Here is a 26119-nt window from a genome sequence, read left to right as displayed (position 1 = left end):
ATTAACGTACCTTCAGCGTTGCCAGGCCAATTAGCACCAGCATCAGCGAAATAATCCAGAAGCGCACAATCACGCGCGGTTCCGGCCAGCCTTTCAGTTCATAGTGGTGATGGATAGGCGCCATACGGAAAATACGCTGTCCGCGTAGTTTAAAGGAACCCACCTGCAGGATGACCGACAGAGTTTCCACCACAAAGACGCCGCCCATGATCACCAGCAGGAACTCCTGACGCAGCAGCACGGCGATAATGCCCAACGCGCCGCCCAACGCCAGCGATCCGACATCGCCCATAAAAACCTGCGCCGGATAGGTGTTAAACCACAAGAATCCTAATCCCGCGCCGACAATCGCCGTACAGACAATCACCAGCTCGCCCGCATGGCGTAAATACGGAATATGCAGGTAATTGGCGAAGTTCATGTTCCCGGTCGCCCAGGCCACCAGCGCAAAGCCGGCGGCAACGAAAACAGTCGGCATAATCGCCAGACCATCCAGCCCGTCGGTCAGGTTTACGGCGTTACCCGTACCGACGATGACAAAGTAGGACAGCAGAATGTAAAACAGCCCCAATTGCGGCATAACATCTTTAAAGAACGGCACCACCAGTTGGGTCGCGGGCGTGTCTTTCCCGACGAGATAAAGCGCAAAGGCCACGCCGAGCGCGATAACCGACATCCAGAAATATTTCCAGCGCGCAATCAGCCCTTTGGTATCTTTCCGCACCACTTTGCGGTAGTCATCGACAAAACCGATAATGCCGTAGCCGATCAATACCACCAGCACGCACCAGACGTACGGGTTAGACGGGTAAGCCCATAACAGAACGGAAATCACAATCGCCGTCAGGATCATGATGCCGCCCATCGTCGGCGTACCGCGTTTACTGAAGTGCGATTCCGGGCCATCGTTACGTACCACCTGGCCAAAAGAGAGTTTTTGCAGACGAGCGATCATACGCGGGCCCATCCATAAAGAGATGAACAGCGCGGTCAACAGGCTGACGATGGCGCGAAACGTCAGATAAGAAAAGACGTTAAAGCCGGAATAATATTTGACCAAATGCTCGGCCAGCCAAACTAACATGAACCTTTCTCCTGTAACGCATGAACCACATCTTCCATCGCGGCGCTGCGTGATCCTTTCACTAAAATAGTCATCATTGGTTGCTCCTGAAGCAGAGCGTGTAAACGCGCAATGAGCGCGGCTTTATCGGCAAAATGTTCGCCGACGCCGCTGGCGTGGCTGATAGCCTGACTGAGTTTTCCGGTGCTTAACACGCGATCAATACCCGCCGCTTTTGCGGCCTCGCCAACCTGGATGTGGCACGCTTCGCTTTCTGCGCCCAGCTCGGCCATATCGCCTACCACCAGCACACGGTAGCCGGGCATTTCAGAAAGGACCTGCACTGCGGCGGTCATCGAACCGACGTTGGCGTTATAAGCGTCATCCAGTACCAGTTGGTTTTCACTTAGCTGAATCGGGAACAGACGCCCGGGTACGGCTTTTAACGCCGCCAGCCCTGCTTTAATCGCCGTCAGCGTCGCCCCCACCGCCATTGATAAAGCAGCGGCCGCCAGCGCGTTGGCAATATTGTGCCGCCCCGGCAACGGCAGCAGCACATCAATGCTGCCCATCGGCGTTTGCAGGGTAAATTCAGTACCGTGTGACGTCACGTGAATATTCGCAGCGGTAAAGTCGCTGTTTGCCGCATTCGGCGAAAAGCGCCACACCTGACGATCGCCAATAATGCTTTGCCAGTTCAGCCAGTCATTATTATCGGCATTCATAATCGCGATACCGTTCTCAGGCAAACCGGTATAGATTTCGCCTTTCGCTTTCGCCACGCCGGCCAGCGAGCCGAAACCTTCCAGATGCGCCGCCGCCAGGTTATTGACCAGCGCCGCTTCCGGGCGCGTCAGGCTAACGGTCCAGGCGATTTCTCCCTGGTGATTAGCGCCTAACTCGATTACCGCATAGTCATAATCATGGTTTAAGCGCAGCAGCGTTATCGGCACGCCGATGTCGTTGTTAAAATTGCCTGCGGTATACAGAGTATTTCCGCACTGGCTCAGAATCGCGGCGGTCATCTCTTTGACCGAGGTTTTGCCGGACGAACCGGTTAACGCCACCACCCGCGCCGGTACCTGCATACGTACCCAGGCGGCCAGTTGGCCAAATGCCTGACGCGTGTCTTTTACAATCACCTGCGGGAGATCGATATCCAGAGGACGACTGACCAGCAGGGCGCCAGCGCCGTTCGCTTTTGCTTTATCGGCAAAATCATGCGCATCAAAGCGTTCCCCTTTCAGCGCCACGAACAGGCATCCCGGCGTCACTTTCCGTGTGTCGGTAATGACCGTATCGAGCGTGAGATCCGCCCCGCGGTGTTCGGCGCCAAGGACATCGGCAATTTTGCTGAGCGTTACGCTAATCATGCGATCACCCCCAGCAAACGCGCTGCGGTCACGCGGTCTGAATAATCAAGACGCTGCGTGCCGACAATCTGGTAATCCTCGTGCCCTTTACCTGCAATCAGCACGACGTCATTGTCTTTTGCCTGCATAATGGCATTGGTTACCGCCTCAGTGCGGCCTTCCATTACCCTGACCTGCCCGGCGTCCAGCATTCCGGCCAGAATATCGTTGATAATGGCGCGCGGCTCCTCGGTACGCGGGTTATCGTCAGTCACCACGACGATATCCGCGAATTCTTCGGCAATGGCCCCCATGAGTGGGCGCTTACCTTTGTCACGATCCCCGCCACAGCCAAAGACGCACCACAATTTTCCGGCGCAATGCAGACGCGCCGCCTGCAACGCTTTTTCCAGCGCATCCGGCGTGTGCGCGTAATCCACCACCACCGTCGGTTTGCCTGGCGCAGTGAACACTTCCATACGCCCGCAAACCGGCTGCAAACGCGCGGCGGTTTTCAGCAAATTCGTTAACGGATAGCCCAGCGCCAGTAGCGTCGCCAATGCCAGCAGTAAGTTGCTGACGTTAAACGCGCCCATCAGGCGGCTTTCGATTTCGCCGTCACCCCAGCTTGAAGCAAAACGAATCGTCGCTCCGCGGTCGTGGTACTCCACCGCCTCCGCTTTCAGCCAACGACCGTGACAGTTAGGGTTGATATGCCCTTCCATCGATACTGCGACCGCATCAGGTAGCGACGCCAGCCAGCGGCGTCCAACTTCATCATCGGCGTTGACGATTGCCTGACCGTGATGGTGGGTGGAATAAAGCATCCATTTTGCCGCCTCGTAATGCGCCATATCGCCATGATAGTCGAGATGGTCGCGGCTCAAATTAGTAAACACGGAGGCGGCAAATTTCAACGCCGCCACGCGATGCTGCACCAGGCCGTGAGAAGAGACTTCCATCGCGCCGAAGGTCGCGCCCTGCGCAACCAGACTGGCCAGCACATGCTGAACATCCACAGCGGAACCGGTTGTGTTCTCCGTCGGGATCACTTTACCCAACAGTCCGTTGCCTACCGTTCCCATCACTGCGCTGGTTTCGCCGAGCAACTGGCTCCACTGCGCCAGTAGTTGGGTGGTGGTGGTCTTGCCATTGGTGCCGGTCACCGCCACCAGACGCATGTTTTCAGATGGCTCATGGTAAAAGCGGCCCGCCAGCGCAGATAAACGCTCATTGAGCTGGTTGAGATAGACAACCGGTACGCCGTGCATTTCGCGAATCTCACCGTCGGTCGCCTCGTCTTTCGCCTCTGCAATAATGGCAGCTACGCCTTGCGCTATCGCCTGCGGGATATATCGACGCCCGTCCGCCTGATGACCCACCACTGCCACAAAGAGATCGCCCGCCGCAGCCACACGGCTGTCGAGCGTCATCTCTCGCAGTTCTCGCGCGGGTAGTCCAGCCACCCACGGAGCAAGAAGGTCGCGCAAATTACGATCTGCCACCTGTTCCCTCGCCTTGATTAATTACGAATTCATTTTTTTCGCCCGTTGCCAGCGCGTCCGGTTCGATGTTCATGGTGCGCAGAACGCCGCCCATGATGGCACCAAATACCGGCGCGGAAACGGCGCCGCCGTAGTATTTACCCGCCTGCGGATCGTTGATGACAACCACCAGCGCGAAGCGCGGCTGACTCGCAGGCGCGACGCCTGCGGTGTAAGCAATGTATTTGTTGATGTAGCGACCGTCCGGCCCCACTTTTTTCGCCGTACCGGTTTTAATCGCGATACGGTAGCCTTTAATCGCCGCCTTCACGCCGCCGCCGCCCGGCAGCGCCACACTTTCCATCATATGCACCACGGTGCGTACGGTGGATTCAGGGAAGATGCGTTCGCCGGGTACAGGCGGATCAACTTTGGTAATCGACAGCGGGCGATAAATGCCATAGCTGCCGATCGTTGCATAGACTCGCGCTAATTGTAACGGCGTTACCATTAGCCCGTAGCCGAAAGAGAAGGTGGCCCTCTCTATGTCGGACCACCGTTGTTTTTGAGGATATAAGCCACTGCGTTCTCCGACCAACCCCAAATTGGTCGCCTTTCCTAGCCCAAAACGTGAGTAAGTATCTACTAACGCTGAGGACGGCATCGCTAACGCCAGCTTGGATACACCGACGTTACTCGACTTCTGTAGAACCCCGGTCAGGGTTAATTCGCTGTAGCGCGCCACGTCTTTAATTTCGTGGCCGTTAATTCGGTATGGAACGGTATTCAACACCGTATTTTCGTTGACGATACCGCGCTGAAGCGCAGTCATCACCACCATCGGCTTAACCGTAGAACCTGGTTCAAACACGTCGGTGATGGTACGGTTACGCATCGCGTCTTTCGGCGTACCGGCAAGGTTGTTGGGGTTATAGGAAGGGCTATTCGCCATCGCCAGTACTTCACCGGTATTGACATCGACCAGCACCGCGCTACCGGATTCCGCCTTGTTAAACGCCACCGCGTTGTTCAGTTCGCGGTAAACCAGCGCCTGTAAGCGTTCATCAATGCTTAACGCCAGGTTGTGCGCTGCCTGACTATCAGTGGAGGAGATATCTTCAATCACGCGGCCATAGCGGTCTTTACGCACGATTCGCTCGCCAGGCTGACCGGTAAGCCACTTATCAAAGCTCTTTTCAACGCCTTCAATCCCCTGACTGTCGACGTTGGTAAAACCGATGAGGTGAGCGGTTACTTCTCCTGACGGGTAGTAGCGGCGGGACTCTTCACGCAAATGAATCCCCGGCAGTTTGAGTTTTTTGATGTAGTCCGCCATGTCAGGATTTACCTGGCGCGCCAGATAAATAAAACGCCCTTTCGGGTTGGCGTTGATACGGGCGGAGAGCTGATCGAGCGGAATATTGAGCGCAGTAGAAAGCGCTTTCCAGCGATCGCCGACGCTGATGCCGCCGGCGTCATGAACTTCTTTCGGATCGGCCCAGATCGCCTTAACCGGTACGCTGACCGCCAGTGGACGCCCGGAACGGTCGGTAATCATACCGCGTGAGGTGGAGACTTCCTGAACACGCAGCGAACGCATATCGCCCTGACGCACCAGCATATCCGGGGCGATAATCTGTAGCCACGCCGCGCGTCCAAGTAAAAAAACCAGCGCCAGTAAAATACAGCCGCACAGCAACGCAAAACGCCAACTGATGAAGTTGGTCTGTTCTTCCTGGCGCTTCGATTTTTGCGTTTTTGCCGCTGCTTTCATGCGTCGCGTTTATCCTTATTTTTGCACTACGATATTTTCTTGGGACGGATCAACATGCTGCATTTGCAGCTTTTCCGTTGCGATCCGCTCCACCCGGCTGTGATCGCCGAGCGCATTTTCTTCAAGGATCAGGTTGCGCCATTCAATGTCCAATGCATCGCGCTCCAGAACCAGTTGTTCACGCTGCGCGGTGAGTAAACGAGTATGGTGCGCCGTCGTGACCACCGTCACCGCCGTTAAAATGATGCAAATGAACAAGCAGAGTGGCAGCTTCCCGAACCGCAAAAGATCGTCACCGATCACGCCAAGCAAGGCATGGCGCTCGTTGCTTCCTATCGATCCCTTCACTTTGCTTAGGGCTTCTGTCACTCTGCTGATCATGCGTTCGTCCTCTCTGCGATACGCAGAACTGAACTACGGGCCCGAGGATTTTCAGCTACCTCTTTTTCACCCGGCATCAACTTGCCTAACGCTCGTAACTCACGACCGCCCAGTTTTTTGAGCTGCGCTTCCGTCATCGGTAATCCCGCCGGTACCTGCGGACCGCGGCTTTGCTCACGCATAAAGCGTTTCACAATACGGTCTTCCAGCGAGTGGAAACTGATGATTGAAAGCCGCCCGCCTGGGGCCAGTACGCTGAGCGAGCTTTTTAGCGCCTGCTCTATCTCCTCCAGTTCACTGTTTACCCAGATGCGCACCGCCTGGAAGGTACGGGTCGCGGGATGTTTGAATTTGTCTTTTACCGGGGTCGCCGCCGCAACCACTTCCGCCAGCTCTTTGGTGCGGGTCATCGGCTGTTCGCGATTGCGCTCAACAATGGCGCGAGCAATACGTTTGGCAAAACGCTCCTCGCCGAATGTTTTCAGCACCCAGGCGATATCCGCTTCCTCCGCCGTTTGTAACCACTCGGCGGCAGACTGGCCGCGCGTCGGGTCCATTCGCATATCCAGCGGACCGTCGCGCATAAATGAAAAACCGCGCTCCGCATCGTCAAGCTGCGGAGAAGAGACGCCAAGATCGAGAAGGATCCCGTCAATCTTGCCGGTAAACTCGCGCTCGGCTACATAATCAGCCAGCGCGGAAAAAGGTCCATGAATGATGGAGAAGCGAGGATCATTAATGGTCTGCGCAACGGCGATCGCCTGCGGATCGCGATCGATCGCCAGCAAGCGCCCCTCTTCGCCCAGTTGCGAGAGGATCAGGCGCGAGTGGCCGCCGCGACCAAATGTGCCATCAATATAGATACCATCCGGACGAATATTCAGCCCATTAACGGCTTCATCCAACAGTACCGTAGTGTGTTTAAAATTTTCCATCATCTTATAGAGACAAGTCCTGCAGCCGCTCCGATAACGTTTCGGTAGCTGACTGTTCAGCGTCGATATCTTCCTTGACCTGTTGATACCAGGTCGTTTCATCCCACAGCTCAAATTTGTTGAACTGTCCAACCAGCATCACTTCTTTCGTCAGTCCGGCATGTTGCCGCAGAACTGGCGCGATCAGTAATCGACCTGCACCATCCATCTGACATTCGCTGGCATGGCCCAACAGTAAACGCTGTACGCGACGTTCTACCGGGTTCATGCTCGACAGACGAGATAACTTTTGCTCAATAATTTCCCATTCAGGCAGGGGGTAAAGCAGCAGGCATGGGTGATGGATGTCAATGGTACATACCATTTGACCGGTAGCGCTCTCGATCAGTTGCTCCCGATAACGGGTCGGCACGGTCAGGCGCCCTTTACTGTCGAGATTGACTAACGTTGCCCCCCGGAACATGCCAGTCTCACCCCTTCTTACCACTTTATCCCACAAATTCCCACTCGAAGGAGTTTACGGAGCGGAGGAAAAGCTTGTCAAGCAAGTCACAACGCTTACCTAAGTAAAAAAGCCAATGTTTACGGCGAATATCTGCGTTGATTAATTTCCGCCCAGCGTGCAAGCCAAATTAACGTTATGAATATTTGTAAGAAAAAAACCAAAGGCCCACCGCCGTTTAAAACGGACTCAATATAATCCGAGAAAAATATAAAGTGTCAGTTTGCGACGCGAGCGGCATTTTAGGACATATTGCACCGTGTTAACAGTGCCTGTTTAACGTGTGCGGTGCCTGCTATACCAGCGCCTACGAGCGACTGTCGCGCCAAAGACAAAAAGTGGCTGTTAATTCGACGATTTCTTGCCTGCTTGTAATAAAACAATACAAAGGAAAAGACTCGTTACGTCTTAATTAGTGGAATGTGGACGATTTCGGACAAAAGAAAGGTAATAAAAAAGAATTTTCGGATAATTTTAAGGAATAATCTTAATTATTTAAGGGATATTTTTACTGATACGCATTTGTTTGACGGCGGCAGAAGAGAGAGTCTTTTACCGCCGGTCCTTTAGCTACGGCTCAGAATGCCGCGACGATACAGGTTTCGCCGAATACGCGTTAAGCCGGGTTTCGGTTTACGCGGTTCATCAAGACTTGCCAGCACAATCTCCAGCACGCGTTCCGCGACATCACGATGACGCTGCGCCACCGCCAGTACCGGGCATTGCAGAAAATCCAGCAGCTCATGATCGCCGAAGGTCGCAATCGCTAAATCCGAAGGCAGTTTTCCATCGCGCCGCAGCGTTACGTCCATCACGCCCTGTAATAGCGCGAACGATGTCGTAAAGAGCGCCTGCGGCATAGGATGCGTTTCCAGCCATTTCTCAAACAACTGCGCGGCGGCTTCGCGCTCATAGCTGTTGGCATATAAGAAATTCACCTCCCGCGGATCGTCTTTCCATGCGGTGCGGAACCCCTGCTCGCGCAGGAAACTGACGGACAACTCCGGCAGCGCGCCCAAATAAAGCACCGTTTCCGCCGGGAATTTACGCAGCTCTTCCGCCAACATCTCGGCGTCATCCTGATCGGCGCCGACCACGCTGGTGAAATGTTCGCGATCCAGCGCGCGGTCGAGCGCGACGATGGGGAACGGATCGTTGGCCCAGCGCTGATAGAAGGGATGCTCCGGCGGTAACGAAGTTGAAACAATGATTGCATCCACCTGGCGTTGCAAAAGGTGCTCAATGCAGCGCATTTCGTTATCCGGCTGATCTTCAGAACAGGCGATCAGCAGTTGGTAGCCACGCTGGCGTGCCTGACGCTCAAGATAGTTTGCGATACGGGTGTAGCTCGTGTTTTCAAGGTCCGGGATCACCAGACCAATGGAACGTGTGCGTCCAGCACGCAGCCCGGCAGCCACAGCGTTAGGATGGTAATTGTGCTCACGCACTACCGCCATGACTTTTTCTACGGTTTTGTCGCTCACGCGGTATTGCTTTGCTTTACCGTTTATAACGTAGCTTGCAGTTGTGCGCGAGACACCGGCCAGCCGAGCGATTTCATCCAGTTTCACAATTGCCCCTTGTGTAAATTGTACAAACCATAACCTTTATGTCGGCATGGGTTAAAATCGTTAACATCTAAGCGCAGTTTGATCACTCCGGCAACCGCTTTTATTCCGGGTTACCACGGATTTCGCAAAAAAAAGCCCAACCGGTGATATTGGGTTGGGCGATAATTCCTGTTGGCTGATATCCGGCAAACCTGCCTGATGGCGCTACGCTTATCGGACCTGGGCCAGATATCAGCCTGTAGACCGGATAAAACGCAAGCGCGTCGTCATCCGGCGAATCAGCTCAGCGCATAATCTTATCGCCGCGCGAAAGCCCGACGACGCCTGAACGCGCCACTTCAACAATTTTCGCCACGTCGCGCAGCGAGGCCAGAAAAGCATCCAGTTTATCGCTGGTGCCCGCCAGTTGAACGGTATACAACGTTGGCGTAACGTCAATAATCTGACCACGGAAAATTTCCGTATTACGCTTCACCTCTTCCCGTCCGTAGCCGCTGGCCTGGATTTTCACCAGCATGATTTCCCGCTCAACGTGCGCTCCCTGTCCCAGCTCGCTGACGCGCAGCACATCAACCAGCTTGTGCAGTTGCTTTTCAATTTGCTCAAGCACTTTTTCATCGCCTACCGTCTGGATAGTCATACGCGACAACGTCGGATCGTCTGTCGGCGCGACGGTCAGGCTTTCAATATTATATCCGCGTTGCGAAAAGAGGCCGATAACCCGCGATAACGCCCCAGATTCGTTTTCCAGTAATACCGATAAAATCCGGCGCATCATCAGGTCCTCTCCGTTTTGCTTAACCACATTTCGTCCATCCCGCCCCCGCGAATCTGCATCGGATAGACATGCTCGCTGCCATCAACGGTGACATCGACGAACACCAGTCGGTTATTACGCACATGCTCAAGGGCTTCGCTGAGTTTACTTTCCAGCTCATCCGGGTGGTTAATCTGCAGCCCGACATGGCCATATGCTTCCGCCAGGCGCACAAAATCCGGTAACGACTGCATATAAGACTGAGAATGGCGACCGGAATAGATCATATCCTGCCACTGTTTTACCATCCCCAGATAACGGTTGTTCAGGTTCAGAACCAGTACCGGCAGTTCATACTGTAAGGCTGTCGACAGCTCCTGAATGTTCATCTGTATACTGCCATCGCCGGTCACGCAGACCACCATTTCTTTCGGCAGGGCCATTTTAACGCCCAATGCAGCCGGTAGGCCAAAACCCATCGTGCCGAGCCCGCCGGAATTAATCCAGCGACGTGGCTTATCGAACGGGTAATAGAGGGCGGCAAACATCTGGTGTTGTCCTACATCGGACGTCACGTAAGCGTCGCCCTTCGTCAGACGCCAGAGGGTTTCAATCACCGCCTGGGGTTTAATGCTTTCGCTTTCCGCGTCATATTTCAGGCACTGACGGGCGCGCCAGCTCTCTATCTGCTGCCACCAGTCGCGAATATCATCCTGCGGCTGAGACGGCGCATCCTGCGCCAGTAGCTCCAGCATTTGTTCCAGTACCAGGCGGGCATCGCCCACCACCGGGATATCAGCGTTAACCGTTTTGGATATGGACGTCGGGTCAATGTCGATGTGTAATACCGTCGCGTTCGGACAATATTTAGCGAGATTATTCGTCGTGCGGTCGTCAAATCGTACGCCAACAGCGAAAATCACGTCGGCGTTATGCATGGTCATATTGGCTTCATAAGTGCCATGCATTCCCAGCATTCCTAACGACTGGCGATGAGCAGCAGGAAACGCGCCCAGTCCCATTAATGAAGAGACCACCGGCAGGTTAAAGGTTTCAATGATGTGGCGCAACGGCGCATAGCAGGCCGCGCTTATCGCCCCTCCCCCAACGTAGACCACCGGCTTTTTTGCCGACGCCAGCGTTTGCAAGGCACGCTTAATTTGTCCTTTATGTCCTGATGTTGTGGGATTGTAAGAGCGCATACTGACCGTCTCCGGCCAGGCATACGGCATTTTTTTCGCCGGATTCAAAATATCTTTCGGCAAATCCACGACCACCGGCCCAGGACGTCCGCTTGCCGCCAGCCAGAAGGCCTTTTTAAGCACCAGGGGAATATCTTCCGTCTGTTTGACCAGGAAGCTATGTTTGACCACCGGTCGGGAAATCCCCACCATGTCGCACTCCTGAAAGGCATCATAGCCAATCAATGAGGTGGCGACCTGGCCGGAAAGAATCACCAGCGGAATGGAATCCATATAGGCCGTAGCAATCCCGGTAATCGCATTGGTCGCTCCCGGTCCGGAAGTCACCAGCACCACGCCAACGTCGCCAGTGGCTCGCGCCAGGCCATCCGCCATATGCACCGCGGCCTGCTCATGACGCACCAGCACATGATCGATCCCTCCAACGGTATGTAGCGCATCATAAATATCAAGCACTGCGCCTCCAGGATAGCCGAACACCTGCTTTACGCCTTGATCGATAAGCGATCGGACGACCATCTCGGCTCCAGACAACATCTCCACGGCTTGCCTCCACTTTATACCTGTCATCACGGTTTGACGGACACCTTAACCGCTCGCTATCATGCCTGGCAATTGGGTGGAATGACGTAAAGATGGGAAAGGTTAGAATAATCAGGAGGCAAGAAGAGAAGAAATGGAGAAATACTCCGTCTGAATCACACCAGGTAATAAATAATCGCTTATAAATGCAGACTTACAGCAATTCATCTATTTTTCACAGCGACGAAAAGAATCGCTCACCGTTAATTCAGCATAAAATTTTTGATATACGCTAAAAAGCAGAATAAACCAGAATTTGTTTCTGATTTATTCTGCCCGGTTTTATCGCTTACAAACAGAAACTAATAAATCTTCCATCCATTGATGCCCTTTATCACGCCCAGCCGCTTCATGCCAGGAAAGGTAGCATGTCCGGCTATTCAGTTTTAAAGGCAACGGCAATATTTGCAGATCCAGCGACTCCGCAAACTCTTCCGCCAGCCAGCGCGGGGCAATAGCGACCAAATGCGTCTGCGAAACCACGTTCAGAACGCTGATAAGTGCCATGCCCTGATAAGCCACGCTCGACTGTTTATCCGGCGTGTCATACCACGGCTGACTAAATGACGCATAACGATCGAGAGAAACAACCGCATGTTGTTCATTATAAACATCGCCTTCCAGTAGCGGGCCGCTAATACGCGGGTGTTTTCGGCTGGCGACTAAAACCATTTCATCTTTAAATAGCGGTACGCTGGTAAACTCAGGACGACGGAATTCTTCATAACTAATAACGAACTCGGTTTCCTGATAGCGTAACTGATGCTCAGTATTCTGATTCAACGACGCTTTAAAAACGACATGAATATTTGGCGCAATTTTTTCTACACGATTATAAATCTGTGACGTCAGGATATTATCCAGCGGACTGCACACGCAAAGATTGAATACACGTTCGCTTCTGGTCGGCTCAAACCCCGATCCCGGCAATTCATTTTGCACCAATTGCAACGCCTGACGGACTGAACCAAATAACTGAAATGCACGGGCAGTCGGCTGAATTCATCGTCCATATCGAACAAAAAGTTCGTCATTAAACATAACCTTCAGACGCGCTACGGCGTTACTGACCGCAGGCTGCGACATTCCCAGCGTGTGGGCGGCGCGCGTAATATTCTGCTCTTGCATTACCGCATCGAACACGGTCAATAGGTTCAAATCAACCATGCGAAGCTGTGGTTTGCCCATATCTAAAAGATGCGGCTTTTCGGTTTTGACCTCTGGCATATTTAACTCCACTGTCACGCTTAACTCCCTTTTTCTGGCTGAAGGCAGAAATAATTCCTGAAAATATGATTTACCATGCATATAAAATAAGAAAAAGGGAAAGCGTTAAAATTCGGAAAACATAAAGACGCTGACAGAGACAAATAGAATGCCAGCGCAAGCGTAATGTGTCCTGAGTCACACCATTGCGATTCATAATGTTTAAATTACGCAAGCAATATAACCATAACTATGGCGAATACACAATCATACACCAAGTGAATGATCATTTAAGTTTCAATTAAATGTTTATATTATTAATAGCTAAAAAGTTAACATTAATTTATCAATAACTTTATCCTTATCCATTAAGTAAACAAGGTTATTTGTTAAAATATAAAACAAATCAAAAAGATAAACCAAACCTTTAGCATACCTTTAACAGGCCATTCCCCTAACCAATTTGCAAACAAAAATGCCTAAATATTTCAAACAATGAAAAGTATGAATGTCCACTCGTTCTTTTATCCTTTATTGGACGCGCAGCCCAGCACAATTAGCTAAAGTACGTATCCGGATATCGTCAACAAAATGCAATGGCAACAGAAAATAGAGTTGACATTAAACGGCATATCCAGTACCACTAAAAGCATAACGCATTCGCTGGAGCTGAATTAATGTCACATATCGTTCGTTTCACTGGGCTACTACTACTCAACGCATTTATTGTGCGCGGTAGACCGGTGGGCGGCATTCAACATTAAGTCAGCTCGAAGTCAAACAAAACCCGCGCCGTTGCGCGGGTTTTTTTATGCCTGACGCAAGGCGCCCCTGGAGACAAGGACCACATCATGAGCCAGCAAGCCATTATTTTTGATACGACCTTACGCGACGGCGAACAAGCGTTACAGGCCAGCCTGAGCGCGAAAGAGAAGCTGCAGATTGCCCTGGCCCTTGAGCGCATGGGTGTTGATGTCATGGAAGTAGGCTTCCCGGTCTCTTCTCCGGGTGATTTTGAATCCGTCCAAACCATCGCCCGCACCATTAAAAACAGCCGCGTTTGCGCCCTGGCGCGTTGTGTAGAAAAAGACATCGACGTCGCGGCACAGGCGCTGAAGGTCGCCGACGCGTTTCGCATCCATACTTTTATCGCCACCTCGCCAATGCACATCGCCACCAAGCTGCGCAGCACGCTGGATGAGGTCATCGAACGCGCGGTATACATGATTAAGCGGGCGCGTAATTACACTGATGACGTGGAATTCTCCTGCGAAGATGCTGGCCGGACGCCTGTTGACGATCTGGCGCGCGTGGTGGAAGCCGCTATAAACGCCGGCGCGAGAACCATTAATATTCCCGATACCGTGGGCTATACCATGCCGTTTGAGTTCGCGGGAATCATTTCCGGCCTGTATGAACGTGTCCCCAATATCGACAAAGCCATCATCTCCGTTCATACCCACGACGATTTAGGGATAGCGGTAGGCAACTCGCTGGCGGCAGTACATGCGGGCGCGCGTCAGGTTGAAGGCGCGATGAACGGTATCGGAGAACGTGCCGGTAACTGCGCACTGGAAGAAGTGATCATGGCGATTAAAGTGCGCAAAGACATCATGAACGTACACACCAACATCAATCACCACGAAATCTGGCGCACCAGCCAGACCGTCAGCCAGATCTGTAACATGCCGATCCCGGCCAACAAAGCGATTGTCGGCAGCGGCGCTTTCGCCCACTCTTCCGGCATCCACCAGGATGGCGTCCTCAAGAACCGCGAAAACTATGAAATCATGACGCCAGAGTCCATCGGTCTGAACCAGATACAGCTGAACCTGACCTCCCGCTCTGGCCGTGCCGCCGTGAAACATCGCATGGAAGAGATGGGTTACAAGGACACAGACTACAACATGGACCACCTGTACGACGCGTTCCTGAAGCTGGCGGACAAAAAAGGCCAGGTGTTCGACTATGACCTGGAAGCGCTGGCGTTTATTAATAAACAGCAAGAAGAACCAGAGCATTTCCGTCTGGATTACTTCAGCGTGCAGTCCGGCTCCAGCGATATCGCCACTGCTTCCGTGAAGCTGGCCTGTGGTGAAGAGATCAAGGCCGAAGCGGCGAACGGCAACGGCCCGGTCGACGCCATCTATCAGGCGATTAACCGCATCACTGGCTACGACGTTGAGTTGGTTAAATACGACCTGAACGCCAAAGGCCAGGGCAAAGACGCGCTGGGTCAGGTCGATATCGTCGTGAATCATCATGGTCGCCGCTTCCACGGCGTCGGGCTGGCGACGGATATCGTCGAATCCTCCGCCAAAGCGATGGTACACGTACTGAACAATATCTGGCGCGCCGCCGAAGTTGAAAAAGAATTGCAACGCAAAGCTCAAAATAAAGAGAACAACAAGGAAACCGTGTAATGTCGAAGAACTATCATATTGCCGTATTGCCGGGCGACGGCATCGGCCCGGAAGTCATGGCGCAAGCCCTGAAAGTTATGGATGCGGTACGCAGCCGTTTTGATATGCGTATTACCACCAGCCACTATGACGTCGGCGGTATTGCTATCGACAATCATGGTCATCCACTGCCGAAAGCCACCGTTGAAGGGTGTGAACAGGCGGATGCCATTCTGTTTGGCTCCGTCGGCGGCCCGAAATGGGAAAATTTGCCCCCGGAAAGCCAGCCAGAGCGCGGCGCCCTGCTGCCGCTGCGCAAACATTTCAAATTATTCAGTAATCTGCGCCCGGCGAAACTGTATCAGGGACTGGAAGCATTTTGCCCGTTGCGCGCCGATATCGCCGCTAACGGTTTCGATATCCTGTGCGTGCGCGAGCTGACCGGCGGGATCTATTTCGGACAGCCAAAAGGCCGCGAAGGCAGCGGTCAGTACGAAAAAGCCTTTGATACCGAAGTTTATCACCGCTTTGAGATCGAGCGCATTGCCCGTATCGCCTTTGAATCGGCGCGTAAACGCCGCCGTAAAGTCACCTCTATTGATAAAGCCAACGTACTGCAAAGCTCTATCCTGTGGCGTGAAATCGTCAATGATGTCGCGAAAACGTATCCCGATGTGGAACTCGCGCACATGTATATCGATAACGCCACCATGCAGTTGATTAAAGACCCGTCGCAGTTTGACGTACTGCTGTGCTCTAACCTGTTCGGCGACATTCTGTCCGACGAATGCGCGATGATCACCGGCTCAATGGGGATGTTGCCCTCCGCCAGCCTGAACGAGCAAGGGTTTGGCCTGTATGAACCGGCTGGCGGCTCCGCGCCGGATATCGCCGGGAAAAATATCGCCAACCCAATTGCGCAGATCCTGTCACTGGCGCTGCTGCTGCGCTACAGCCTGGATGCCAACGATGCGGCAACGGCCATTGAACAGGCGATCAATCGCGCATTAGAAGAGGGCGTTCGCACCGGCGATTTAGCCAGGGGCGCTGCCGCAGTCAGTACCGATGAGATGGGCGATATTATCGCCCGCTATGTCGCAGAAGGGGTGTAATCATGGCCAAAACGTTATACGAAAAATTATTTGATGCCCACGTGGTCTTTGAGGCGCCAAACGAAACGCCGCTGCTGTACATCGACCGCCACCTGGTGCATGAAGTCACCTCTCCGCAGGCGTTTGACGGTCTGCGCGCGCACCATCGTCCGGTACGTCAGCCAGGGAAAACCTTCGCTACGATGGATCACAACGTCTCGACGCAGACTAAAGACATTAATGCTTCCGGTGAAATGGCGCGTATCCAGATGCAGGAGCTGATTAAGAACTGTAACGAGTTCGGCGTCGAGCTGTATGACCTGAATCACCCATATCAGGGCATCGTCCATGTGATGGGGCCGGAACAGGGCGTCACCCTGCCGGGCATGACCATCGTCTGCGGCGACTCCCACACCGCCACCCACGGCGCGTTTGGCGCGCTGGCCTTCGGCATCGGCACTTCTGAGGTAGAACATGTACTGGCGACGCAAACCCTGAAACAGGGGCGCGCTAAAACCATGAAGATTGAAGTCACGGGCAACGCCGCGCCGGGCATTACCGCCAAAGACATCGTGCTGGCGATCATCGGTAAAACCGGTAGCGCCGGCGGCACCGGACACGTGGTTGAATTTTGCGGCGACGCGATCCGCGCGCTGAGTATGGAAGGCCGCATGACGCTGTGCAATATGGCGATTGAGATGGGCGCCAAAGCCGGTCTGGTCGCCCCGGATGAAACCACTTTCAACTACGTAAAAGGGCGTTTGCACGCGCCGAAGGGCCGCGATTTTGACGAAGCCGTCGAGTACTGGAAAACGCTGAAAACCGATGACGGCGCGACCTTTGATACTGTCGTCACCCTGCGAGCAGAAGAGATCGCGCCGCAGGTGACCTGGGGCACGAATCCGGGCCAGGTGATTTCCGTCACCGACATCATCCCCGATCCCGCCTCCTTTAGCGATCCGGTTGAACGCGCCAGCGCCGAAAAAGCGCTGGCTTATATGGGCTTACAGCCGGGCGTACCGTTAACGGACGTTGCTATCGATAAAGTCTTTATCGGCTCTTGTACCAATTCGCGCATTGAAGATTTGCGCGCGGCGGCAGAAGTCGCCAAAGGGCGCAAAGTGGCGCCGGGCGTGCAGGCTCTGGTGGTGCCGGGTTCAGGTCCGGTGAAAGCGCAGGCGGAAGCGGAAGGTCTGGACAAGATCTTTATCGAAGCAGGATTTGAATGGCGCTTACCGGGCTGTTCCATGTGCCTGGCCATGAATAATGACCGCCTGAACCCGGGCGAGCGCTGCGCATCCACCAGCAACCGTAACTTTGAAGGTCGTCAGGGCCGCGGGGGTCGCACGCATTTAGTCAGCCCGGCGATGGCCGCCGCTGCCGCCGTTACCGGCCACTTCGCCGATATTCGCAGCATCAAATAAGGAAACTACCATGGCAGAGAAATTTACCCAGCATACCGGCCTGGTTGTCCCACTGGATGCCGCCAACGTCGATACCGATGCAATTATCCCTAAACAGTTTTTGCAGAAGGTTACGCGCACCGGTTTTGGCGCCCATCTGTTTAACGACTGGCGCTTCCTGGACGAAAAGGGCCAACAGCCAAATCCGGAATTCGTGTTGAACTTTCCGGAATATCAAGGCGCGTCGATATTGCTGGCGCGGGAAAACTTTGGCTGCGGCTCGTCACGCGAGCACGCGCCGTGGGCGCTGACCGACTACGGCTTTAAAGTGGTGATCGCGCCAAGCTTCGCCGACATCTTCTACGGCAACAGTTTCAATAACCAACTGCTGCCGGTAACCCTGAGCGACGCACAGGTCGATGAGCTGTTTGCTCTGGTGAAAGCCAATCCGGGGATTCATTTTGAAGTGGATCTGGAAGCACAGGTGGTGAAAGCAGGCGATAAAACCTATAGCTTTAAAATCGACGACTTCCGCCGCCACTGCATGTTGAACGGCCTGGACAGCATTGGGCTGACGCTGCAGCACGAAGACGCGATTGCCGAGTACGAAGACAAGCAGCCTGAGTTTATGCGTTGATACCAAAACGACCAGCAATAAGCGATACTCATCGCTTATTGCTGGTATCTATCTTATTTTAATCCCAGAGCCTGTTTAATCTGAACCATTGACGCCAGAGCCTGCTTACACGCAGCATCCTGGTCAGATGCAGCTACAGTTTCCAACTGTTTTTTTGACGCTTCGAGTTGAGGCTTCATCGCGTCAAATTGCTGTTTTGCCTGTTCACTCGTTGCTGCAGCCTGCTCAACCAGGGCATCAATATCATTAAAATATTGCTGACAACTTTCAGCCATTGCCGCGAAAGAGGAGTTGGACATAGCAAAAAGCGCTGCAAGCAAAAAAACCTTTTTCATTATCATTCCTTTGTACTAAACACGTTAAAGCACCATGCGATAACGCGTATAAGATTAGCGATGATAAAAATAAAAAAAAGTCTGTTTCAGTACCATGCAAAATGGCGCTTGTCACGCAACATTACACGTCTTTTACTCGCCCGGTCATCACCTACGTGACCACAGAAACCGCCGTATAAATCCCGTTGAGACGCCGTCCCATCGTCGTCATCCAGAAACAGCCGAAATAAAAAAAGCCAGCAGATATTATCTGCTGGCGGGTGATTTTAGGCTATCGCCTACACCAATACTCAGTCACACATGATGTCTGCAATTGGCTTCAATCGGTCGCCTCCCACTGCATCAGTTCCGCGAGCATTTTTAAGCGCTGCGGCGCGCTCAGGCAAGCCAGCCAGGACGTTTTTTCCGTCGCGGCAAAATATCTCAACCAGAACTGGCGCATAGTGACCTCTTCCTCTTGCTTCATCGAAAGATATTATTGGCCTAATATAGGGATAATAAAATTGCTGAGTTTTTCATCGGAGTTCCCCTTTTATGCCCTCAGGTCGCCTGCAACAACAATTTATCCGTCTCTGGCAATGTTGTGACGGTAAAACGCAAGACACCACGCTTAATGAGCTGGCGGATCTGCTGAACTGTTCGCGTCGCCATATGCGTACGCTGCTAAATACGATGCAGGCGCGCGGTTGGCTAACATGGGAAGCCGAGGTCGGACGCGGAAAGCGTTCGCGTCTGACGTTCCTGTATACCGGACTGGCGCTGCAACAGCAGCGGGCGGAAGACCTGCTGGAACAAGATCGAATCGATCAACTGGTACAACTGGTCGGCGATAAAAGCGCTGTCAGGCAAATGCTGATTTCCCATCTGGGACGCAGCTTCCGCCAGGGGCGGCATATTCTGCGGGTTCTTTACTATCGTCCGATGCACAATCTCCTGCCGGGAACCGCATTACGTCGCTCGGAAACCCATATTGCCCGGCAAATTTTCAGTTCGCTCACGCGGGTAAATGAGGAAAACGGGGAACTGGAAGCGGACATTGCGCACCACTGGCAGCAAATTTCCCCTTTACTGTGGCGCTTCTACCTGCGCCCCGGCATTCATTTTCATCATGGCCGCGAGCTGGAGATGGAAGATGTCATCGCCTCGCTGACGCGTATCAATACGCTTCCGCTTTACTCGCACATCACAAAGATAGACTCCCCTACCGCGTGGACGCTGGATATTCATCTTTCCCAGCCGGATCGCTGGTTGCCGTGGCTGCTGGGCCAGGTCCCGGCGATGATTTTGCTGCAGGAGTGGGAAACGCTGGCTAATTTCGCCAGCCACCCTATCGGCACCGGGCCTTATGCCGTGCGGCGTAATACGCCAAACCAGCTCAAGATACTCGCCTTTGATGATTACTTCGGCTACCGGGCGTTGATAGACGAAGTGAACGTCTGGGTACTGCCGGATATCAGTGAAGAACCGGCCTGCGGCTTGATGCTGGAAGGGCCGATACAAGGCGGTGAAAAAGCGATAGAAAGCCGACTGGAAAAGGGGTGCTATTACCTGCTATTCGACGCCAGAACGCCGCGCGGCGCGCATCCGCAGGTCAGAGAATGGGTAAGCCACGTCCTCTCCCCCACCAATTTACTCTATCATGCCGATGAACCGCTACAGCAGCTCTGGTTCCCGGCCTATGGGCTTTTACCGCGCTGGCATCACGCCCGTCCAGGCCCGGGCGAAAAACCCGCCGGTCTGGAAACCCTCACGCTGACCTTCTATCGCGAACACATTGAGCACCGGGTTATCGCCCGTATCATGAGCGCGCTTCTGGCTGAGCATCAGGTGCATCTGCATATTCAGGAGATCGACTACGATCAATGGCACGCCGGCGAGATCGAAAGCGATATCTGGCTCAATAGCGCTAACTTTACGCTGCCGCTGGATTTCTCGCTGTTCGCGCACCTGTGCGAAGTACCACTCTTGCAGAACTGCATTCCGCGCGACTGGCAGGACGACGCCGCGCAGTGGCGCGCTGGCGAGATGAACCTGGCGAACTGGTGCCAGCAACTGCTGGCCAACAAAGCGATTGTGCCGTTGATCCACCACTGGCTGATTATCCAGGGACAACGCAGTATGCGCGGGCTGCGCATGAATACCCTCGGCTGGTTTGATTTTAAATCGGCGTGGTTTGCGCCGCCAGATCCTTAACGCCAGCTCTTGATTGCTGCCCGGCAACAAAATCACTACACTAACGCCGAACTCAACGGGGTGCCGCGCTCATGCGCGCGCTGAGAAAATACCCGTCGAACCTGATCCGGATAATGCCGGCGAAGGGATTTGAGGTTACCTCTCAAGTCCTTTGCCACTCTTTAACTGAGGTGCAAAGTGTTAAAAAAATATCTTCCGCTTTTACTCCTGTGCGCGGCGCCTGCTTTCGCCAAACCCGTTCTCACCGTCTATACCTACGACTCGTTCGCCGCCGACTGGGGGCCAGGCCCGGCGGTGAAAAAAGCGTTTGAAGCCGATTGCAACTGCGAGCTGAAACTGGTGGCGCTGGAGGATGGCGTTTCACTGCTCAACCGCCTGCGGATGGAGGGGAAGAACAGCAAAGCCGATGTGGTGTTGGGGCTGGACAATAATCTGCTGGAAGCGGCCACGCAAACTAAACTTTTTGCCAAAAGCGGCGTGGCGAATGAGGCGGTCAAGGTGCCCGGCGGCTGGAAAAACGACACATTTGTGCCGTTCGATTACGGCTATTTCGCCTTTGTCTACGATAAAAGCAAGCTGAGAAATCCGCCGAAAAGCCTGAAAGAACTGGTCGAGAGCGATCAAAAATGGCGGGTGATTTATCAGGACCCGCGTACCAGTACGCCAGGGCTGGGGCTGTTACTGTGGATGCGCAAAGTCTATGGCGATAACGCGCCGCAGGCCTGGCAAAAACTGGCGGCCAAAACGGTGACGGTGACGAAAGGCTGGAGCGAGGCCTACGGTTTATTTCTGAAAGGTGAAAGCGATTTGGTGCTCAGTTACACCACCTCTCCGGCGTATCACATTATTGAAGAGAAGAAGGACAATTACGCCGCCGCGAACTTCAGCGAAGGCCATTACTTACAGGTAGAAGTCGCGGCGCGTACCGTCGCCAGTAAGCAGCCGGAACTGGCGGAGAAATTCCTCAAATTTATGGTTTCTCCGGCGTTTCAGAACGCCATACCCACCGGCAACTGGATGTACCCGGTAGCGGACGTCGCCTTACCCGCAGGGTTTGAATCATTGGCCAAACCCGCCACAACGCTGGAATTCACGCCGCAACAAGTGGCAGCACAACGCCAGGCATGGATTAGCGAATGGCAACGCGCCGTCAGCCGTTAATTCCCGGCTGGCTGATTCCGGGGCTGTGCGCCGCCGCGCTGATGATAACCGTCTCGCTGGCGGCCTTTCTGGCGCTTTGGCTGAACGCGCCGTCGGGCGCGTGGTCGACAATCTGGCGGGATAGCTACCTGTGGCATGTGGTGCGCTTCTCATTCTGGCAGGCGTTTCTGTCCGCAGTGCTGTCTGTGGTCCCGGCGGTTTTTCTCGCCCGCGCGCTTTATCGACGCCGTTTTCCTGGACGTCTGGCGCTGCTGCGTCTGTGCGCCATGACGCTGATTCTGCCGGTACTGGTTGCCGTGTTCGGTATTCTTAGCGTGTATGGCCGTCAGGGCTGGCTGGCCTCGCTGTGGCAGATGCTGGGGCTTCAGTGGACATTCTCCCCCTACGGCTTGCAGGGCATTTTACTGGCGCACGTCTTTTTTAACCTGCCAATGGCGAGCCGTTTGTTGCTGCAATCTTTGGAAAGCATTCCCGGCGAGCAGCGCCAGCTCGCCGCCCAGCTCGGTATGCGCGGCTGGCATTTTTTCCGTTTTGTCGAATGGCCGTGGCTGCGCCGCCAAATTCCGCCCGTCGCGGCGCTGATTTTTATGCTCTGCTTCGCCAGTTTCGCAACGGTTCTGTCGCTCGGCGGCGGCCCGCAGGCCACCACTATCGAGCTGGCTATCTTTCAGGCGCTCAGTTATGACTACGATCCCGCCCGCGCGGCGATGCTGGCATTAATCCAGATGGTCTGCTGCCTGGCGCTGGTACTGCTAAGCCAACGGTTGAGCAAAGCGATTGCGCCGGGGATGACGCTGACGCAGGGTTGGCGCGATCCTGACGATTGTCTCCACAGCCGTCTGACGGACGCCTTATTAATCGTGCTGGCGCTGCTGCTGCTGCTTCCGCCGCTGGTCGCCGTGGTGGTCGATGGCATCAACCGCAGCCTGCCGGAGGTGCTGGCGCAACCCATTCTGTGGCAGGCTGTCTGGACATCGCTACGCATTGCGCTGGCGGCGGGCGTTCTGTGTGTGGTGCTGACCATGATGCTACTGTGGAGTAGCCGCGAGCTACGCCAACGCCAGCAACTATTCGCCGGACAAACGCTGGAACTCAGCGGGATGTTGATCCTCGCGATGCCGGGGATCGTGCTGGCGACAGGCTTCTTTTTACTGCTCAATAACAGCGTTGGCTTACCGGAATCCGCCGACGGCATCGTGATTTTCACCAATGCGCTGATGGCAATCCCCTACGCGCTAAAAGTCCTGGAAAACCCAATGCGCGATATTACCGCCCGTTATGGAATGCTGTGCCAGTCATTAGGAATTGAAGGCTGGTCGCGGTTAAAGGTCGTGGAACTGCGGGCGCTGAAACGTCCGCTGGCGCAGGCGCTGGCGTTTGCCTGCGTACTTTCTATCGGTGATTTTGGCGTCGTCGCGCTTTTCGGCAATGACAATTTCCGCACGCTGCCGTTTTATCTGTATCAGCAGATCGGCTCCTACCGCAGCCAGGACGGCGCGGTGACCGCGCTGATACTGCTGCTGCTCTGCTTTACGTTATTTACCCTCATAGAGAAACTACCGGGCCGACATGCTAAAACTGATTGATATCACCTGGCTTTACCATCATTTGCCGATGCGTTTTACGCTGGCGGTAGAACGCGGCGAGCAGGTGGCGATTCTTGGCCCCAGCGGCGCGGGGAAAAGCACGTTGTTGAATTTAATTGCCGGTTTTCTTGCGCCTGCCAGCGGTACGTTACTGATTGCCGGTGAAGATCATACGCTTACGCCGCCCTCACGCCGTCCGGTCTCAATGCTGTTTCAGGAGAATAATTTATTCAGCCACCTGAATGTGCAGCAAAATATCGGTCTGGGGCTAAACCCCGGGTTAACGCTCAACGCCAGCCAGCGGGAAAAACGGGACGCTATCGCACGTCAGATGGGCATTGAGAGTCTGATGACGCGTTTACCGGGCGAACTGTCCGGCGGCCAGCGTCAGCGGGTAGCGCTGGCGCGCTGCCTGGTACGTGAACAGCCGGTACTGCTGCTGGATGAACCGTTCTCCGCGCTCGATCCCACGCTGCGCCAGGAGATGCTGACGTTGGTCAGCGATATCTGCCGCGAGCGACAGCTCACGCTGTTGATGGTCTCGCACAGCGTGGAAGATGCGGCGCGAATTGCGCCCCGGTCAATCGTCGTCGCCGACGGACGCATTGCGTGGCAAGGCAAAACAGACGAGCTACTAAGCGGTCAAGCCAGCGCCTCAGCGCTATTGGGCATCAAATCCCATATTTTGTAGGCCGGATAAGGCGAAGCCGCCATCCGGCAAAGGAATCGTTAGTAACCCACAACTTTGCGCAGAATATCGATATATACCGGCATCAGCGGGTGGCGAACCAGCACCACCAGCGCGACCACGCCGATCCCGAGCGTCAACGGCGCCAGATACAGCAAACGGCTGCGGGGGAAATACGCGGTTAAACGATCGACTGCCGCTTTGCCGCTGCGCCACAGCCGCCAGCATAGCCAGCCTCCGACCCACAGCAGCAACGCCGTCGCCAGCAGCAGCCATTTGAAATCTCCGCTCTGCATATCGGAAGGAATATCGATTGCCGCTCCCGCCAGAATGCCCGGCAGGAAATAAAACGGCGGCCACAGCAAACAGCCAATCAAGTTCGGCCCAATAAATTTCGCCACGGGAAGATCCAGCATCCCTGCCACCATCGGCACCAGCGGCCTCGTCGGACCGACAAAACGTCCGACCAGGATCGTGAACATACTGTGCTGATGCAGCGCGTGTTCGGTTTTATCCAGCAGCGACTTGTTCTTTTTCATAAAAGACCAGCGGTGTAGCGGCTTTTTAAAACGCCACCCCAGCCAGAACGAAATCCAGTCGCCCATCAGACAGCCGATAATACCCACCAGCCAGGCATGCCAAAAATTGAGCTCGCCGCTGCCGATAAGCGCGCCCAGCCCCGCCATCAGTACCGTGCCGGGTAAAATCAACCCCACCAGCGCCAGCGATTCCAGGAAGGCGACCAGCAACACGGCGATAAGCGAATACAGAGTGGATTGGGTGATAAAGTGTTCCAGCAGTGCTTGCATAGTGTGTCCGTCAGCGTGATGAAGCAGGGATTCTGCTTACCCCGTCCCCCTTCGTCAAGCCGTCAATTATCCGAATAGTTACGGCTTATGACATCTTTGTGGACACATCATTCACTTTTTATTCACATCCGGCCCTGAACTCGCTAGGACTTGCCCCGGTGCATTTTTTAAATACCCGAGAAAAATAGAGCTGATCGTCAAATCCAACATTGCGCCCAACGGTCGCTATCGGCATTCGCGTGGTGCTAAGCAGGAGTTTCGCCTGGCTGATACGCTGATCTTCGCGCCAACTCAATACGCTAATGCCTAACTGCTGGCGGAACAGATGCGATAACCGGGAGGGCGACAGGCAGACATGCTGGGCGACGCTGGCGATATCAAAATGACTGTCCGCGAGATGGTCGCTGATATACTGGCAGGCATCGCGCACACGGCTATCCATCGGCGGATGCAACGACTCATTAATTACCGCCATACGTCTGAGCAACAGCTGCTCCAGCAGATTGATCGCCAGTAGCTCAGAATAGCGGCCTTCCCCTTGCCCGGCGCTGATGATCTGCCCGAACAGTTCGCTGAAATGCGGCTGGCGCGCCTCGTCCGGGCGGAAAAATCCTGTCTGGGCAAAGATTGTCGGCCAGGTCAGCCACTCCTGCCAGTAGGCGCGAGGCCGGAAATAAACCCACTGGTGATACCACTCGCTGGCGTCCGGATGCCGTCCATAGTGATGAATCTCGCCCGGCGGAAACAATAATATATCGCCAGGCCGACAGACAAACTGCTCGCCATTATTATTAATGACGCCCTCTCCGCGGATGGTCAGGTTAAGAATATATCCCTTCATGCCCAACGGACGATCGATAAAAAAATCCAGATATCCATTCGCTTCAATTGGCGTCAGTCCGGCGACCAGATGGGCATTAAATGAATATCCCGGCAATAGCGGATCATTTTGCGTTTCAGCCATGATTTCTCTACCCCCCGATGTTCAGAGAAGAAACAAATTGT

23 protein-coding genes, 1 pseudogene and 1 riboswitch are annotated in these 26119 nt (G+C 54.2%); of the genes and pseudogenes, 9 read left to right on the top strand and 15 right to left on the bottom strand.

Annotation, left to right across the window (positions count from 1 at the left end):
• Position 1 precedes the first annotated feature (1 nt).
• The 11 genes and pseudogenes from mraY to leuO form a co-directional block, all read right to left on the bottom strand.
• On the bottom strand, positions 2 to 1084 hold the full coding sequence (gene mraY, locus ACLJRU_RS10310) for a phospho-N-acetylmuramoyl-pentapeptide-transferase (protein WP_000964138.1): 1083 nt from the start codon (positions 1082 to 1084) through the stop codon (positions 2 to 4).
• Positions 1078 to 2436, bottom strand: a complete 1359-nt coding sequence (gene murF / locus ACLJRU_RS10305) for a UDP-N-acetylmuramoyl-tripeptide--D-alanyl-D-alanine ligase (RefSeq protein WP_000626636.1) — start codon at positions 2434 to 2436, stop codon at positions 1078 to 1080. The genes mraY and murF overlap by 7 nt, the downstream gene beginning before the upstream one ends.
• Positions 2433 to 3920: a UDP-N-acetylmuramoyl-L-alanyl-D-glutamate--2,6-diaminopimelate ligase gene (gene murE / locus ACLJRU_RS10300; protein WP_001538982.1), complete on the bottom strand. Its 1488-nt coding sequence runs from the start codon at positions 3918 to 3920 to the stop codon at positions 2433 to 2435. The genes murF and murE overlap by 4 nt, the downstream gene beginning before the upstream one ends.
• Complete coding sequence (gene ftsI / locus ACLJRU_RS10295; protein WP_000642235.1) at positions 3907 to 5673, bottom strand: peptidoglycan glycosyltransferase FtsI; 1767 nt, start codon at positions 5671 to 5673, stop codon at positions 3907 to 3909. Before ftsI ends, murE begins: the two co-directional genes overlap by 14 nt.
• A 15-nt stretch (positions 5674 to 5688) precedes the next feature.
• Complete coding sequence (gene ftsL, locus ACLJRU_RS10290) at positions 5689 to 6054, bottom strand: cell division protein FtsL (RefSeq protein WP_001538981.1); 366 nt, start codon at positions 6052 to 6054, stop codon at positions 5689 to 5691.
• Positions 6051 to 6992, bottom strand: a complete 942-nt coding sequence (rsmH, locus tag ACLJRU_RS10285; RefSeq protein WP_023234810.1) for a 16S rRNA (cytosine(1402)-N(4))-methyltransferase RsmH — start codon at positions 6990 to 6992, stop codon at positions 6051 to 6053. The genes ftsL and rsmH overlap by 4 nt, the downstream gene beginning before the upstream one ends.
• A 1-nt stretch (position 6993) precedes the next feature.
• Positions 6994 to 7452 (bottom strand): division/cell wall cluster transcriptional repressor MraZ, encoded by a 459-nt coding sequence (gene mraZ / locus ACLJRU_RS10280; protein ID WP_000488294.1) that lies wholly within the window; start codon positions 7450 to 7452, stop codon positions 6994 to 6996.
• Between the two features lie 605 nt (positions 7453 to 8057).
• Positions 8058 to 9062 (bottom strand): catabolite repressor/activator, encoded by a 1005-nt coding sequence (gene cra, locus ACLJRU_RS10275; RefSeq protein ID WP_000762406.1) that lies wholly within the window; start codon positions 9060 to 9062, stop codon positions 8058 to 8060.
• A 283-nt stretch (positions 9063 to 9345) separates the two neighbouring features.
• Positions 9346 to 9837: an acetolactate synthase small subunit gene (ilvN, locus tag ACLJRU_RS10270; protein WP_001563086.1), complete on the bottom strand. Its 492-nt coding sequence runs from the start codon at positions 9835 to 9837 to the stop codon at positions 9346 to 9348.
• A gap of 2 nt (positions 9838 to 9839) precedes the next feature.
• Entirely contained in the window at positions 9840 to 11564 is a 1725-nt protein-coding gene (ilvI, locus tag ACLJRU_RS10265) for an acetolactate synthase 3 large subunit (RefSeq protein WP_000425601.1), read from the bottom strand.
• A 321-nt stretch (positions 11565 to 11885) separates the two neighbouring features.
• Positions 11886 to 12830: pseudogene (gene leuO / locus ACLJRU_RS10260) on the bottom strand (transcriptional regulator LeuO).
• A 656-nt stretch (positions 12831 to 13486) separates the two neighbouring features.
• Here leuO and leuL point away from each other — a divergent pair.
• From leuL to leuD, 5 genes are all read left to right on the top strand, one after another.
• Complete coding sequence (leuL, locus tag ACLJRU_RS10255) at positions 13487 to 13573, top strand: leu operon leader peptide (protein WP_001575587.1); 87 nt, start codon at positions 13487 to 13489, stop codon at positions 13571 to 13573.
• Between the two features lie 87 nt (positions 13574 to 13660).
• A complete protein-coding gene (gene leuA / locus ACLJRU_RS10250; RefSeq protein ID WP_410957032.1) occupies positions 13661 to 15232 on the top strand; it encodes a 2-isopropylmalate synthase in 1572 nt (523 codons plus the stop codon).
• A complete protein-coding gene (gene leuB / locus ACLJRU_RS10245; RefSeq protein ID WP_000042325.1) occupies positions 15232 to 16323 on the top strand; it encodes a 3-isopropylmalate dehydrogenase in 1092 nt (363 codons plus the stop codon). Before leuA ends, leuB begins: the two co-directional genes overlap by 1 nt.
• A 2-nt stretch (positions 16324 to 16325) precedes the next feature.
• On the top strand, positions 16326 to 17726 hold the full coding sequence (gene leuC, locus ACLJRU_RS10240) for a 3-isopropylmalate dehydratase large subunit (protein ID WP_001140632.1): 1401 nt from the start codon (positions 16326 to 16328) through the stop codon (positions 17724 to 17726).
• A gap of 10 nt (positions 17727 to 17736) precedes the next feature.
• Positions 17737 to 18342, top strand: coding sequence for a 3-isopropylmalate dehydratase small subunit (gene leuD, locus ACLJRU_RS10235; protein WP_000818265.1), 606 nt, complete (start codon positions 17737 to 17739; stop codon positions 18340 to 18342).
• A gap of 53 nt (positions 18343 to 18395) precedes the next feature.
• Here leuD and ACLJRU_RS10230 read toward each other — a convergent pair whose 3' ends face one another.
• Positions 18396 to 18677 (bottom strand): DUF5339 family protein, encoded by a 282-nt coding sequence (locus ACLJRU_RS10230; protein WP_000755258.1) that lies wholly within the window; start codon positions 18675 to 18677, stop codon positions 18396 to 18398.
• Between the two features lie 319 nt (positions 18678 to 18996).
• Positions 18997 to 19119: a glucose uptake inhibitor SgrT gene (sgrT, locus tag ACLJRU_RS10225; RefSeq protein ID WP_001248755.1), complete on the bottom strand. Its 123-nt coding sequence runs from the start codon at positions 19117 to 19119 to the stop codon at positions 18997 to 18999.
• Positions 19120 to 19211: 92 nt separating this feature from the next.
• Here sgrT and sgrR point away from each other — a divergent pair, with 92 nt between their 5' ends.
• From sgrR to thiQ, 4 genes are all read left to right on the top strand, one after another.
• The gene (gene sgrR, locus ACLJRU_RS10220; RefSeq protein ID WP_038393935.1) at positions 19212 to 20870 is read left to right on the top strand and encodes an HTH-type transcriptional regulator SgrR; all 1659 of its coding nucleotides are present in this window, start codon (positions 19212 to 19214) and stop codon (positions 20868 to 20870) included.
• Positions 20871 to 20916: 46 nt separating this feature from the next.
• A riboswitch (TPP riboswitch) is annotated at positions 20917 to 21016 on the top strand.
• A gap of 31 nt (positions 21017 to 21047) precedes the next feature.
• A complete protein-coding gene (gene thiB / locus ACLJRU_RS10215; protein WP_000915332.1) occupies positions 21048 to 22031 on the top strand; it encodes a thiamine ABC transporter substrate binding subunit in 984 nt (327 codons plus the stop codon).
• Positions 22007 to 23617: a thiamine/thiamine pyrophosphate ABC transporter permease ThiP gene (thiP, locus tag ACLJRU_RS10210; protein ID WP_001538962.1), complete on the top strand. Its 1611-nt coding sequence runs from the start codon at positions 22007 to 22009 to the stop codon at positions 23615 to 23617. Before thiB ends, thiP begins: the two co-directional genes overlap by 25 nt.
• Positions 23601 to 24308, top strand: a complete 708-nt coding sequence (thiQ, locus tag ACLJRU_RS10205; RefSeq protein WP_001538961.1) for a thiamine ABC transporter ATP-binding protein ThiQ — start codon at positions 23601 to 23603, stop codon at positions 24306 to 24308. The genes thiP and thiQ overlap by 17 nt, the downstream gene beginning before the upstream one ends.
• A 38-nt stretch (positions 24309 to 24346) precedes the next feature.
• Here the strand turns inward: thiQ and ACLJRU_RS10200 are convergent, their stop codons facing one another.
• Together ACLJRU_RS10200 and araC are read right to left on the bottom strand one after the other, a co-directional pair.
• Positions 24347 to 25114: a DedA family protein gene (locus tag ACLJRU_RS10200; RefSeq protein WP_001148369.1), complete on the bottom strand. Its 768-nt coding sequence runs from the start codon at positions 25112 to 25114 to the stop codon at positions 24347 to 24349.
• 118 nt (positions 25115 to 25232) lie between these two features.
• Positions 25233 to 26078, bottom strand: a complete 846-nt coding sequence (araC, locus tag ACLJRU_RS10195) for an arabinose operon transcriptional regulator AraC (RefSeq protein WP_000852387.1) — start codon at positions 26076 to 26078, stop codon at positions 25233 to 25235.
• Positions 26079 to 26119 lie beyond the last annotated feature (41 nt).

It is taken from the genome of Salmonella sp. SAL00653, from assembly GCF_046552515.1.
In the GTDB taxonomy this organism is placed as follows: domain Bacteria; phylum Pseudomonadota; class Gammaproteobacteria; order Enterobacterales; family Enterobacteriaceae; genus Salmonella; species Salmonella enterica.
The sequence above is the reverse complement of the archived record's forward strand: the minus strand, read 5'-3'. Positions and strand labels throughout refer to the sequence as shown.

Coding starts and splice junctions, on each gene's coding strand:
- mraY (WP_000964138.1), bottom strand. CDS start 1,084: ATGTTAGTTTGGCTGGCCGAGCATTTGGTCAAATATTATTCCGGCTTT.
- murF (WP_000626636.1), bottom strand. CDS start 2,436: ATGATTAGCGTAACGCTCAGCAAAATTGCCGATGTCCTTGGCGCCGAA.
- ftsI (WP_000642235.1), bottom strand. CDS start 5,673: ATGAAAGCAGCGGCAAAAACGCAAAAATCGAAGCGCCAGGAAGAACAG.
- ftsL (WP_001538981.1), bottom strand. CDS start 6,054: ATGATCAGCAGAGTGACAGAAGCCCTAAGCAAAGTGAAGGGATCGATA.
- rsmH (WP_023234810.1), bottom strand. CDS start 6,992: ATGATGGAAAATTTTAAACACACTACGGTACTGTTGGATGAAGCCGTT.
- mraZ (WP_000488294.1), bottom strand. CDS start 7,452: ATGTTCCGGGGGGCAACGTTAGTCAATCTCGACAGTAAAGGGCGCCTG.
- ilvN (WP_001563086.1), bottom strand. CDS start 9,837: ATGCGCCGGATTTTATCGGTATTACTGGAAAACGAATCTGGGGCGTTA.
- leuL (WP_001575587.1), top strand. CDS start 13,487: ATGTCACATATCGTTCGTTTCACTGGGCTACTACTACTCAACGCATTT.
- leuA (WP_410957032.1), top strand. CDS start 13,661: ATGAGCCAGCAAGCCATTATTTTTGATACGACCTTACGCGACGGCGAA.
- leuB (WP_000042325.1), top strand. CDS start 15,232: ATGTCGAAGAACTATCATATTGCCGTATTGCCGGGCGACGGCATCGGC.
- leuC (WP_001140632.1), top strand. CDS start 16,326: ATGGCCAAAACGTTATACGAAAAATTATTTGATGCCCACGTGGTCTTT.
- leuD (WP_000818265.1), top strand. CDS start 17,737: ATGGCAGAGAAATTTACCCAGCATACCGGCCTGGTTGTCCCACTGGAT.
- ACLJRU_RS10230 (WP_000755258.1), bottom strand. CDS start 18,677: ATGAAAAAGGTTTTTTTGCTTGCAGCGCTTTTTGCTATGTCCAACTCC.
- sgrT (WP_001248755.1), bottom strand. CDS start 19,119: ATGCGCCAGTTCTGGTTGAGATATTTTGCCGCGACGGAAAAAACGTCC.
- sgrR (WP_038393935.1), top strand. CDS start 19,212: ATGCCCTCAGGTCGCCTGCAACAACAATTTATCCGTCTCTGGCAATGT.
- thiP (WP_001538962.1), top strand. CDS start 22,007: ATGGCAACGCGCCGTCAGCCGTTAATTCCCGGCTGGCTGATTCCGGGG.
- thiQ (WP_001538961.1), top strand. CDS start 23,601: ATGCTAAAACTGATTGATATCACCTGGCTTTACCATCATTTGCCGATG.
- ACLJRU_RS10200 (WP_001148369.1), bottom strand. CDS start 25,114: ATGCAAGCACTGCTGGAACACTTTATCACCCAATCCACTCTGTATTCG.
- araC (WP_000852387.1), bottom strand. CDS start 26,078: ATGGCTGAAACGCAAAATGATCCGCTATTGCCGGGATATTCATTTAAT.